This window comes from Bacillus sp. LUNF1 (assembly GCF_011008975.1).
Taxonomy (GTDB): Bacteria; Bacillota; Bacilli; order Bacillales; family Bacillaceae; genus Bacillus; species Bacillus velezensis.
Map to the genome: position 1 here is coordinate 2,244,212 of NZ_CP048876.1, position 12,134 is coordinate 2,256,345.

The following is a 12,134-nucleotide window of genomic DNA, read 5'->3' on the forward strand; positions in this document are numbered from 1 at the left end:
ATCTTCCTTTCTAAAAGCCGTTCTCGCTTAAAAAGGCTTCCGTGATAGTTTGATTGCTTTTCGTTTGTTCTGTTTTGTGCAAAAAGCGGTATAAGTATTTGCCGATCATGTCACACTCAATATTTACGGTCGATCCGACTGTTTTCGTCTGAAAAATCGTTTCTGAGATGGTATGCGGAATGATGGATACCGTTACGCTTTCGTCTGATAAACCGAAAATCGTCAGGCTCACGCCGTCTACCGTAATTGAACCTTTCAATACGAGCGTTTTTGTCAATTCCGGCGAAAGTTTTAAATCGTAATAGACCGCGTTGCTTTTTTTCTCGATCCGCGTAATTTCCGCCGTTCCGTCCACATGCCCTGATACAAAGTGGCCGCCGAACCGTCCGTTGGCGGACATCGCTCTTTCCAGGTTTACTTTACTGCCTTTTGACAAGCCGTTCAGCGAAGTGGCTTTCACTGTTTCCGGCATAACATCAACCGTAAATTGATTGTCAGAAAATCCGGTTACGGTCAGGCAGATGCCGTTTACCGCAATGCTGTCGCCAAGCTTCACATCACTTGTCACTTTTGGAGCGGCGATGGTTAATGCCATGGAAAGGCCTGTCTTTTTGATTGCTTGGATCGTGCCTGTTTCTTCAACGATTCCTGTAAACATCGTCACCATCCTTTCCATCTTTAGGTATGGCCGTCAGTTTTATATCCGGCCCGATTTGGGTGATTTGTGTGAATTGTAAATGGGGGACATCTTTCATTGATTGAAAACCTTCACCGGAGATCAAGCTGGGAGCAAGCGTTCCTCCGATTAATTTAGGGGCGAAATAGAAATGAAGCTCTTGGAAACAGCCTTCCTTGACAAAACTTCCGTGTACGGATGCTCCGCCTTCCACATAAACGGACATTATGCCGTTTTCAGCAAGAATGCTGAGCACCTCAGGGACGTGAATGCGGTCTGTTTCCAGCGGAATAACTTTTATTCCGAGTGCGGTCAGCCGGTCTTTCTTTTGCACGTCTGCACCTTTGGCCGTAAATATCCATGTCGGCGCAGCGCCGTCAGTGAGCACATTTGCCGTTTCAGGAATGGTCAGCTTTGTATCGAGAATCACTCTGACCGGCTGCTTCACCGTATCGGGAAGCCTGCAGGTCAGGCTCGGATTATCAGCTTTGACTGTGCCTGCTCCGACAAGAATGCTTTGATGCGATTTCCTGTATTGCTGGGCATCAAGCCTTGCCGCCTCTGATGTAATCCATTTGCTGTCACCGGTTTCAGTCGCTGTTTTCCCGTCAAGGCTCGCGGCCGCTTTCAAGGTGACATACGGAAGTCCGGTCCGCATGAAGTGAAGAAACATTTTATTCAGCTCTTCTGCCTGCTGCCTGAGAAGTCCGGTTTTCACTTCGATGCCCGCTGCTTCCAGCATTCCGATGCCTTTTCCGGCTACAAGCGGATTCGGATCTTTCACAGCGATGAACACCCTTTTTATCCCCGACTTTATTATCAGTTCGGCGCATGGCGGTGTTTTTCCGTAATGGCTGCAAGGCTCCAGCGTCACATACAAATCGGCGCCTTTTGCGTGTCTGCCGGCCATATTAATCGCGTGAACCTCGGCATGCGCTTCTCCGTATTGCAAATGGGCGCCCATTCCGACGATCTGTCCGTTTTTGACGACGACAGCGCCGACAAGAGGATTGGACTGTGTCTGTCCTTCACCGCGTCTGGCAAGTTCTATTGCCGTATTCATATAATATTCTTCCATCGTTATCCCTCCCTTCTTCCGCGCAATTTGGCGTCAAAAAAGCCCCGAATGTTTACACAGTTCGGGGCTTTTCCAGTTTTAATCCATAGGAAATAAGACTATACAGTAAGTTTATTTTTTGCATAGCTTCTCTCATCCTTCTCCCATCCAGACTTTCACTGTCGGCTTCAGCTTTTCACTGAATCCACCGTATACAGATGCATACGGGTCACGGGCTGTAAAGCGCAAAACGCCTTATTACCGCCGGTCGGGATTTTCACCCAGCCCCGAAGGATACAATCAATATTTTTTTGTCCTTATCCGCTATTATAACATCCTTTGCGGCAGGCGCAATGAATTTGCACCTAATTATTCAGAAAAATAAAAAGCGCCCTTTTCTCATAAAAGGGCGCCTTTATTTATTCGTTCACTTTGACGACCTTCAATAAGCCGTCAATCCGGTTTGATTTGCTGAAATACGCTTTAATCTTATCTCCCTTTTTCACATCGGAGAGATCCTGCTTCAGCTTGTCGCCGTTAAAAATAATTTTTGTGCCGTTTTCTGCCGTACCGTGGTACTCAGTTCCTTCGATTTTCGTAATTTTATATGTTTTGACTGTATATTCTTCTTTTTCCTGGGACAGGGTTTGTCCGATTGCAGTCGGCACGTCTTTCAGTTCAATATCGTTTATGACCATATAACCGCCCGCTAATAACAGCAGCAGTACAAGTAAAATGGCTGCTTTTGTTTTAATTCTTCCCATTTTTCTACCTCCAGCCCGTATCAATCTATTCATTACTATGTCATATTCCTTTTGTTCATGAATAGAAAACCGTTCTTCCCTGCGTGAGTTACTCATATAACGTTTCATAAAGGGAAGATGTTTCATGTATCTGTAAAACTTTCTATCTATTAAATAGATATACGAATTTATGTTCTGTTTTTGAGGGTGGAAAGATAAATTTATATAAAAAAGCAGTTTTCTTATAAGAAAACTGCCTGTACGGTTTATTTCGTCTTGCGAATTTCGTTAAACGGGAAGAAGACGAATTTTGAAGTACCCGCTATTTGTTTTTTCGTAAAAAGACCGAGGCCGTTGCGGCTGTCCATAGATTCTCTGCGGTTATCACCCATGACGAAATATTTGTCGTCCGGCACCTTCACCGGGCCGAAGTCTTCTGTCAGCCGGTCATAGCCGTCTTGCTTCGCCTTGTGCTTGTTTGCCGCTAAATACGGTTCGGACACTTTTTTGCCGTTGATATACAGCTGATCGTTTTTCATTTGCACCGTGTCGCCGGGGAGTCCGATAATCCGTTTGACATAGTGTTCATTTTCTCCGTTCAGAACGACGATCTGGCCGCGTTTGAAGTCGCTTATGTATTTGACCGTCATATTGACAAAGATTCTCTCGCGGTCATGCAGCGTCGGATCCATTGATCTTCCATCAACGAGATAAGGGGCAAATAAAAAGTTTCGGATGAGCAGTGCCAGAACGACAGCGATGATAATGGCTTTCGCCCAATCAAGTACGGCGCTTTTTTTAGAAGTTTTTTCTTTTTCTGATTTCAAGTGATTTCCTCCCATTAGCCATGGTCGTTTTTATTTTACCATGAATCCCTGCACAGAGGGCAAATAAGCCCCGCACCTCATCCATTTTTTTCATTTTATAAGCCGGATCTGCTGATTTTACGGTATTTCACGAAGCTTCCGATCCGCCAAATGCACAAATACACAAAAGCAAGTTCCATCGTTAAAACGGCGAATTCCGCCGCGTCAATGTTTTTGAAATATTGGCTGAGCGCGATACGGATCGCAATAATCGCGATAATGACATATTTAAAGTTTTTATTCCGCTTGGAGTAGACAAAGCCGTCTTCCCGGATTTCATAGGCGGTTTGCGACAGCATGATGACACCGAATACCGCGCCTAACAGTCCGGCGATGGCGAGCTCCCAAAGAGCGGGAAAATGAAACGGCTTTCCCGGGATATTCATGAGCTGGCTGACGCTGAATGTAAAAATGACGGCGATAATTAAAAGCGGGAGAATGATGCCGAAGCCGCCGCCTTTAATCGGCCTGTTCCCCTTTTTCACCCTGAACCAAATTATAAGTGCGAGAATGATAATGACAAATAAAACGGTTGCCAATTGAACCAACGTTTCTACCTCTTTTCATTGTTGTAATCGGTCTTTATCACTATACCAGAGGAACTGCTATCGTTCATATATGTATTTTTTCATGATTTACACATGAGAATTTTCATATACATAAAAAAAACCCGCCTGAAAAAGGCGGGTTTTCATTATCCTTCTACACGGATTTCTTTCATTTTGTCCCCGTTAGACATGTTTTTCGCATGCTCTAAACCGCTTGTCACTTTTCCGAATACAGTATGAACGCCGTTTAAATGCGGCTGCGGCTCATGTACGATGAAGAATTGGCTTGAACCCGTGTCTTTACCGGCATGCGCCATTGATAAAGAACCGGCTTCGTGCTTATGCGGATTGCCTTCTGTTTCACATTTGATCGTTTTTCCGCTTCCGCCCATGCCTGTCCCAGTCGGATCTCCGCCTTGGCTGACAAAGCCCGGAATCACGCGGTGGAAAATAACGCCGTCATAAAAGCCCGTATTCGCCAGGTTTTCAAAGTTAGCGACTGTATTAGGCGCTTCATTCGGATAAAGTTCAAATTCGATTCTGCTGCCGTTTTCCATTTCGATGTAACCAGTTTTCATTCTCATTCCTACTTCCGTATTGTTTTTTGTCAAAGCCTTCTTCAATATGAATTTCAATTGTAAGCCGGCTTTCTTTTTGATATTCTTTTGAAGGAAGAGGCCTCTGCTCTTCTTTTCGCGGCTATTATACCACACCTTCAGCCGGAAAACGAATCTCCCCGCTTCCGCAGAAAGAAAATGAAACCTGAACAGCTTCACAGCCGTCTATGTATCGGAACTGCTTCACGCAGGCCCTCACAAACCGCTTCAAAACGGCATTTGTGAAAAGAAGGAGGTTAACCGCTTTGAAAAAAATGTGGATTGGATTGCTGGCGGCGGCCGTTGTATTGTGCACAATACCGAAAATCAGCCTGGCCGATGCCGCAGTCGGAGATGTCATCGTCACACTGGGGGCGGATCTGTCAAACGAAAACCGTCAGAAAGTGCTTGACGAATTAAATGTCCCTGATAACGCGACAAAAGTGACGGTCACGAATAAAGAAGAACATGAATATCTGGGAAAATATATATCGAATGCCCAAATCGGCACAAGAGCCATCTCTTCATCATCCATCACGGTGGCAAAGAAAGGGTCCGGGCTTGACGTTAAGACTCATAATATCGATTCCATCACGGATGAAATGTACTTAAACGCCCTGATGACAGCAGGAGTGAAAGATGCGAAAGTATACGTGACGGCGCCGTTTGAGGTATCAGGCACCGCAGCATTAACGGGAATCATCAAGGCTTATGAAGTCTCATCAGACAAAGCGATTTCAGAAGATGTAAAACAAGTCGCCAACCAAGAGCTTGTTACGACATCAGATCTCGGGGATAAAATCGGAGATAAAAACGCCTCCGCGCTGATCGCAAACATTAAAGATGATTTCGCGAAAAACGGTGTGCCCGATACAAAAGTAGGAATCGAGAAAAAGGTCGATGATGCGGCTTCAAATCTTAACATTACACTGACTGACGCTCAAAAAGACCAGCTCGTTTCATTGTTTAATAAAATGAAAAACGCCAAGATTGATTGGGGCCAAGTCGGCAGCCAGCTCGATAAGGCAAAAGACAAAATCACGAAGTTCATTCAATCCGATGAAGGCAAAAGCTTTGTTCAAAAAGTCATTGATTTCTTCGCTTCGATTTGGAATGCGATCGTGTCTGTATTTACAGGAGACAGCGGATCAAGTTCTAACAGCTGAATGCAAAAAGAGACCGGACGCCATTGTTCCGGTCTCTTTTTTATTTATTGTTTGACCCCCGTCTTAAACGGCAGATCCAGTTTTACAATGTCTTCATAAGTTTCCCTTCTAATGACAAGATGCGCTTCGCCGTCTTCCACAAAAACGACGGCGGGACGCGGAATGCGGTTGTAGTTGTTAGCCATGCTGTATCCGTACGCTCCCGTGCAGAAAACGGCGAGAAGATCGCCTTCTTTCACTTCCGGAAGATCTATATCCCAAATGAGCATATCACCGCTTTCACAGCACTTACCCGCGATGGATACCGTTTTGTCGTGGTGTTCTCCGATTCTGTTTGCCGATACGGCTTCATATTTCGCCTGATACAGCGCAGGACGGATATTATCGCTCATGCCCCCGTCAACCGCTGCATATTTACGGGTGCCGGGCACTTCTTTTTGCGAACCGATGGTATAAAGCGTCGTTCCGGCGTCTCCGACGAGCGAGCGTCCCGGTTCAATCCAGATCTCCGGAATGTCAAAAGCGTGCAGCGCTGCGTTTTCTTTTACCGCTTCGATAATTTTTTCCACATAAACGGCGGGATGAAGGGGTTCATCTTCCTCCGTGTAGCGGATGCCAAAGCCGCCCCCTAAATTCAGCACTTCAGAGACAAAGCCGAATGATTCTCTCCATTCATTCAGTTTTGTGAAGATTTTTTCTGCGGCCAGCACAAAGCCCGCCGTATCAAAAATTTGTGATCCGATGTGGCAGTGAACGCCGAGGAGGCGGATATGGTCTGACTGTAATACTTGTTCAATCGCCTTTTCTATTTGCCCGTTATGCAGATCAAAACCGAATTTGGAATCTTCCTGTCCCGTCGTAATATAATCATGCGTATGCGCCTCTACCCCCGGAGTGATGCGCAGAAGCACATCCATTGTGCGCCCTGATTTGCGGCACAGTTCCGCGAGTAAGGATATTTCATAAAAATTATCAACGACAATGCAGCCGATTTGATGATCGAGCGCCATTTTCAACTCTTCTTCGCTTTTGTTATTGCCGTGAAAATGAATCCTGTCAGCCGGAAAACCAGCCGCAACCGCCGTAAACAGCTCTCCGCCGGATACAACGTCCAATGAGAGCCCCTCCTGCTCAGCGAGCTGTATCATCGCAACAGAAGAAAACGCCTTGCTCGCGTACGCGACCTGCGCCTTTAAATCCGCATCAATGAATGCCTGTTTAAAGCTTTTAGCGCGCTCACGTATTAAAGCCACATCGTAAACATAAAGAGGCGTGCCGTAATGCTCCGCTAAATACAGCGCGTCCACACCCCCGATTTCCAAATGACCTAGTTTGTTTTGTCTGCTTGTGCCATGTAAGAACAATGCTCATTCCCTCTTTCTGATCCGCATATGGGTGATAAGGACAGCTTCTTTTGAGCTGTCCTTATACAAGTCCCGTATAAGTTAAGACATACAATATCATAATCTTCTGTCGGTTTCAATGCGATTATGAACCGCTTGGCTGTCTTTGACGGTCTTTCGGGTGAACAATGCTCGGCCTGACTTTCGCTCCCGGCACTGTCGTCCGGACGAGCACCTGCCACAGCGCCTTGCCGTTAAACGGTAAAAACGGCCATAAATACGGCGTGTGAAACGAGCGGATATTCGCCATTATGATCAGCAGCAATGTAAAGCCTATCACAAAGCCTTTCACTTGGAAAATGGCCACGAGAACCATTAAGATGAGGCGTATCATTTTATTGGCGAGGCTGAGCTCATAGCTCGGCGTGGTAAATGATCCGATGGCGGCGATCGATACGTACAGAATCACTTCTGCTGAAAACAGCCCCACCGCTATGGCGATTTGACCGATCAGCACCGCCGCAATCAGACCCATGGCGGTGGATAAAGCGGTCGGCGTATGGATCGCGGCCATCCTGAGAAACTCAATCCCCAAATCGGCCAAAAAGATTTGCAGAATGATCGGGATATGCGTATTTTTATTTAAACCGATAAAATCCAGTCTTTCAGGCAGAAGAGACGGTTCAAGAACAAAGAGGAACCAGATCGGAAGCAGGACCGTTGAAGCGATAATACCGAAGAATCTGATCCATCTTAAAAATGTTCCCACTGAAGGCGCCTGCCTGTATTCTTCCGCATGCTGAACATGGTGAAAAATCGTTGTCGGCGTTATGATCACGCTCGGTGACGTATCAACGACGATGATGACGTGCCCTTCCAAAATGTGATTGGCGGCCACATCCGGCCGCTCCGTGTATCTGACCATCGGAAACGGGTTGTAGCCCTGTTTGACGATGAATTCTTCCACCGTTTTATCAGCCATCGTCAATCCGTCAATGTCAATCGCATTCACTTCGTTTTCGACGATGCTGACAAGGTCCGGATCCGCGATGTCCTCTATATACACAATGGCAAGATCGGTCTTAGAGCGCTCGCCGACTTTCGTAATTTTGACGCGGAGCCTTTCGTCCCTGATTCGTCTTCTTATCAATGCTGTATTAATGACGATATTTTCGATAAAACCGTCTCTTGCTCCGCGGACGACCTTTTCCGTATCCGGTTCTTCAGGTGTGCGTCCGGGGTAACTTCTGACGTCAACGATAAAGGCGAAGCCCGCGTCTTCAACGATAACGGCGACAAGTCCGGAAAGCACCTGATCCGTTACTTCGTCGAGCGTTTTGACTTTTTGGACCTGCTGATTAACAAGCCTGTTTTCAACAACGTCAATCGCTTCATCCGCATTCTCGTCATAATTATTGATGTCGACGAGCTGTTCCATTAAATGAACGATAAACAAAGTATCGGTTAATCCGTTGACAAAGTAAATCTGGACTTCCCGGTCTAATACTCGAACTTTGCGGACGCCGACATCATAGCTCGTTCCCATACCGACGCGGTCTTTAAAAAATTGTTCATTTTTTCTAGGATCCCGGTACACCTTGATCATGTTTTCCGGTTTTTCCGGCATGGCTTTCGCTCCTTTCTAAAATGAATTCGACCGCCTTCATCGTGATCGGCGAGCCTTTGGATATGTCATCTTTTCTCCCCATCTTTCCTATGTCGCCGATGCCCACAATGAGGGGAACGTCCAATTTATCCAGACAATACACCGTATCTCCGTTCATTCTGTGCTCGTCCATTTCTCTCATTCCGGTTTTATCGACGCCAAACTCCGTCACTTCTCCATCACGGTCAATGGAGACATCGACTTTCGTCCATTCAGCCTGATGGGTCTTAGAAGCGACCGCAATCACCCCCAGCACTTCAATGTCCTGATGTGAGGCGACATATTTCAGCGCCGTTTCGCCCGGCCCTTCCCCTTGCAGGCCTGAATCGTCAAACATGACAAACACCGGGTCATTCGGCGCGGCTTTAATCAGCTGAACAAGTTCGGGGCCGCTTCTCGTTGACGGATTGCCTTTTGATTGGGAAATACACCGTCCGCCTGCTTGTTCCGCGGCATATTCAATTGTTTTGGCGGCGTATACGTCCCCGTCTGTCACAAGAATGACCTTCCGTTTCGTCATCAGGCATTATCCTTTCGGTTTAAAAATAACGGCTACAAGAAATGCGAATAAAATCGCTGAAGATATACCGGCGGAAGTAAGTTCAAAAATCCCCATGGCGATCCCGATAAATCCATGCTCGTGAGCTTGATGCATGGCGCCGTGCAATAAGCTGTGACCGAAGCTGACGATGGGAACCGTCGCGCCCGCGCCCGCGAATTCGATAAATTTGTCATATATTCCGAACCCATCTAACAAGGCGCCGATGACGACAAAAGTTGTCATTACATGGGCGGGTGTCAGTTTAAAAATGTCAAGCAGCAGCTGACCGATAATGCATATGATTCCCCCGCAAACAAAAGCCAACAGATATTCCATTTATGATGCACCTCCCGCCCGCTCAAATACCACACCGTGCGCGATGGTCGGAATGGTTTCCTTCTGCTGGATCATTGTCGGACTTAAAAGCGCTCCTGTCGCGACAACGAGTACCCTGTTTAGAGTCCCTGCTTTTAATTGGTTAAAAATATGTGTGTACGTAACAAGCGCGGAGCAGGCGCAGCCGCTTCCTCCCGCAAACACCTGCTGGTCCGGCGTATAGATGAGAAGACCGCAGTCATCGTGTTTCGTTCCCACGGGATAGCCTTCTTCTTTGAGCAAATCTTTCACGATCGGCGAGCCGACGCCTGAAAGGTCACCCGTTAAAATCAGATCATAATCATCCGCCGTACGGTTCAAGTCCTGCAGGTGCTGTTTGATTGTGTCGGCGGCAGCGGGCGCCATGGCGGATCCCATATCGAACGGATCTGTTATTCCGAGGTCGCTTACTTTTCCCACTGTTGCGCTTGTAATCTTGATATCAGAAGGGTTTTGGCTGATAATGACCGCCCCGCCCCCCGTGACCGTTGAAGTGGCGGTATCCGGTTTTTGCCCGCCATACTCCGTCGGATTGCGGAATTGCCGTTCTGCCGTCGCGTTATGGCTGCTCGTGGCTGCGATCGCCCGGTTCGCAAAACCGCCGTCAATGAGCGCGGATGCGACGGCAATCGTTTCCATTGAAGTCGAACAGGCGCCGAACAGACAGAGGAACGGAATTTTCAGATGTCTGGCGACGTAGTTGGCGGTCACATTTTGATTTAAAAGATCCCCCGCGAGCAACAAATCAATATCGCTCTTTTTCAAATTCTGTTTTTGCAAAGCGGAGTTGATGGCATCTTCCATTAACTGACGTTCCGCCATTTCCCAGTTTTTCTGATTGCAATGCATTTCATCGTATGTCTTATCAAACAGCGAACCGAGCGGGCCGTCTTTTTCTTTCGGTCCGGCTGCCGTCCCCGCCGCATTTACAAATAACGGGTTTTCAAATACCCAGGTTTGCTTTCCGGTCAATTTCATTTTTTCTCCTCCTACGAAAACAGTTTTTCACAAGCAAACCGTATCAGGCCTACGATATAGGCTGCCACGACGCCGAATACAATGACGTTTCCCGCCAATTTAAACATGTTTGTCGCTACCCCGAGCACGAGTCCTTCACTTCTGTGTTCCAGAGCGGCGCTTGTCATACTGTTTGCAAAACCTGTCACCGGCACGGCTGAACCCGCTCCGGCAAACTGCCCGAGTCTGTCATAAATACCGAATCCGGTCAAAAGGGCGGATATTAAAATAAGAGTGGCGGACGTCGGGTTGCCCGCTGTTTTTTCATTAAAATTAAAAAAGTGGATGTAAAAGTCTTGAAGAGCCTGCCCGATCAGACAGATCAAACCGCCGATCAGAAAGGCTTTGACGCAATTCCAAACATATGGCGGTTTCGGCTGATAGTCTTTCACTTTTGTTTTGTAATTTTCTTTTAAGTTTGTCACGTCGGTTCCTCCTTATGAATGATGGATAAAATACAGCCAATGAAATAAAGAGCCGGCTATTTTGCCGAACACAATGGCCATCAGCAATATGATGATTTTGCTGCCGAAGCCGATCCGTTTGGCAAGAATGGGAAGCACATTCAGCACTTCTGTAAGCGCGGCGGCCAGCATGCCGACAAACATGCCGGCCAAAAGCCCGACCGGAACGGCCAGCCATTCAGATAAAAAAAATGATTCATATTTAAGGTTTCCCAGCCGCCGAACACAGCTCCTGAAATAACAGCTCCTTCGTAGGCCTGTACAAAGCGCATTGTTTTTGTCAGCTGCATAAGGCGGGGGACGATTCCCATAACGGTTAAAAAAGCCACAAAGCCCGCACCCACGGTCAGCCCTCCGCCAAGCCCGACAAATATAACGAAAAGAATGCTAACGATCATGCAGATCTTTCATCGTCTCTTCATTTTCGTGCATTGCGACATAGTGATCGAGATCAAGCTGATAATTAAACATCTCGACTTCCAGCGGGCTTGGCTCTTCATTCAGGCGTTTTTTGAAGATGTGATTAAAAAAGACGATCATACCGAGACCGAGGCCGATGCTGTATGGAATCTGAAGCAGATACGGATATTCATTCCGTTCGCCCGTTATGATTTCATATAAGGCGATATGAACTTCTCTCATACTGACATCTTCATGAAAATTCATAATGGCAAGACATGAACCGATAAAAAGCAGGAGCCAGACACCGACGAATAAAACGGCTGACAGCTGCTTTTTCTGGTAATGGATTTCCACTATCGTTTCAGCGCCGCCGACGGTCTGTACATCAAGCGCGGGAAAAACGGTATGAATGGTTTTCAGCACTTTTATGATGTCCAGCACGACGATATTTTTGTCTTTTTTCGTGACCTTATACAGCGGCAGTGCCGACAGTTTTTTTTTCAGCTTTTGCTGTCCCGCGATCTGCGCGGCGTCGCCGATTGTGATGATATCTCCGGTATGAGCTTTCACGCGGTGGCGAAGTCTGAGAAATATTCGTCTTTCCATCTTGCATCACCATCTTTCGGGTGGTTATATATGTAGTATGTGGTTCACTTTTGTTCTCATTCATCAGC

14 protein-coding genes, 1 pseudogene and 1 riboswitch are annotated in these 12,134 nt (G+C 46.9%); of the genes and pseudogenes, 1 reads left to right on the forward strand and 14 read right to left on the reverse strand.

All coding sequences use genetic code 11. The features are described 5' to 3' along the window. Positions 1–10: 10 nt before the first annotated feature. The 6 genes from ribE to G4O42_RS10865 all read right to left on the reverse strand — a co-directional run bounded on the left by ribE (position 11) and on the right by G4O42_RS10865 (position 4,468). Positions 11–658 carry a riboflavin synthase gene (gene ribE, locus G4O42_RS10840; protein WP_032873228.1) on the reverse strand — a complete coding sequence of 216 codons (648 nt, stop codon included), beginning with the start codon at positions 656–658 and terminating at the stop codon, positions 11–13. Then, positions 639–1,754, reverse strand: coding sequence for a bifunctional diaminohydroxyphosphoribosylaminopyrimidine deaminase/5-amino-6-(5-phosphoribosylamino)uracil reductase RibD (gene ribD, locus G4O42_RS10845; RefSeq protein ID WP_032873227.1), 1,116 nt, complete (start codon positions 1,752–1,754; stop codon positions 639–641). The genes ribE and ribD overlap by 20 nt, the downstream gene beginning before the upstream one ends. A gap of 131 nt (positions 1,755–1,885) precedes the next feature. Next, a riboswitch (FMN riboswitch) is annotated at positions 1,886–2,032 on the reverse strand. 120 nt (positions 2,033–2,152) lie between these two features. Continuing rightward, entirely contained in the window at positions 2,153–2,497 is a 345-nt protein-coding gene (locus G4O42_RS10850) for a hypothetical protein (protein ID WP_007409423.1), read from the reverse strand. 245 nt (positions 2,498–2,742) lie between these two features. Next, positions 2,743–3,318: a signal peptidase I gene (gene lepB, locus G4O42_RS10855; RefSeq protein WP_032861567.1), complete on the reverse strand. Its 576-nt coding sequence runs from the start codon at positions 3,316–3,318 to the stop codon at positions 2,743–2,745. An 80-nt stretch (positions 3,319–3,398) separates the two neighbouring features. Then, entirely contained in the window at positions 3,399–3,890 is a 492-nt protein-coding gene (locus G4O42_RS10860; protein WP_032873224.1) for a CcdC protein domain-containing protein, read from the reverse strand. A gap of 146 nt (positions 3,891–4,036) precedes the next feature. Next, a complete protein-coding gene (locus tag G4O42_RS10865) occupies positions 4,037–4,468 on the reverse strand; it encodes a peptidylprolyl isomerase (RefSeq protein WP_003153363.1) in 432 nt (143 codons plus the stop codon). Between the two features lie 284 nt (positions 4,469–4,752). Between G4O42_RS10865 and G4O42_RS10870 the strand changes: the two genes are divergently transcribed. Further along, on the forward strand, positions 4,753–5,652 hold the full coding sequence (locus G4O42_RS10870) for a DUF1002 domain-containing protein (RefSeq protein WP_032873222.1): 900 nt from the start codon (positions 4,753–4,755) through the stop codon (positions 5,650–5,652). 44 nt (positions 5,653–5,696) lie between these two features. Here the strand turns inward: G4O42_RS10870 and lysA are convergent, their stop codons facing one another. From lysA to G4O42_RS10910, 8 genes and pseudogenes are all read right to left on the reverse strand, one after another. After that, positions 5,697–7,016: a diaminopimelate decarboxylase gene (gene lysA / locus G4O42_RS10875; protein ID WP_025649809.1), complete on the reverse strand. Its 1,320-nt coding sequence runs from the start codon at positions 7,014–7,016 to the stop codon at positions 5,697–5,699. A 124-nt stretch (positions 7,017–7,140) separates the two neighbouring features. Then, positions 7,141–8,622 carry a spore germination protein gene (locus G4O42_RS10880; RefSeq protein ID WP_007612331.1) on the reverse strand — a complete coding sequence of 494 codons (1,482 nt, stop codon included), beginning with the start codon at positions 8,620–8,622 and terminating at the stop codon, positions 7,141–7,143. After that, positions 8,576–9,184, reverse strand: coding sequence for a stage V sporulation protein SpoVABEA (gene spoVAEA / locus G4O42_RS10885; protein WP_087920769.1), 609 nt, complete (start codon positions 9,182–9,184; stop codon positions 8,576–8,578). The genes G4O42_RS10880 and spoVAEA overlap by 47 nt, the downstream gene beginning before the upstream one ends. A gap of 3 nt (positions 9,185–9,187) precedes the next feature. Continuing rightward, positions 9,188–9,538: a stage V sporulation protein AE gene (gene spoVAE, locus G4O42_RS10890; RefSeq protein WP_007409415.1), complete on the reverse strand. Its 351-nt coding sequence runs from the start codon at positions 9,536–9,538 to the stop codon at positions 9,188–9,190. Beyond that, positions 9,539–10,555: a stage V sporulation protein AD gene (spoVAD, locus tag G4O42_RS10895; protein WP_015240132.1), complete on the reverse strand. Its 1,017-nt coding sequence runs from the start codon at positions 10,553–10,555 to the stop codon at positions 9,539–9,541. Positions 10,556–10,566: 11 nt separating this feature from the next. Then, entirely contained in the window at positions 10,567–11,019 is a 453-nt protein-coding gene (spoVAC, locus tag G4O42_RS10900) for a stage V sporulation protein AC (protein ID WP_007612334.1), read from the reverse strand. Positions 11,020–11,031: 12 nt separating this feature from the next. Then, positions 11,032–11,456 (reverse strand): annotated as a pseudogene (locus G4O42_RS10905) (stage V sporulation protein AB). Further along, positions 11,446–12,066: a stage V sporulation protein AA gene (locus tag G4O42_RS10910; RefSeq protein WP_032873220.1), complete on the reverse strand. Its 621-nt coding sequence runs from the start codon at positions 12,064–12,066 to the stop codon at positions 11,446–11,448. The pseudogene G4O42_RS10905 and the gene G4O42_RS10910 overlap by 11 nt, the downstream one beginning before the upstream one ends. Between the last annotated feature and the right edge of the window lie 68 nt (positions 12,067–12,134).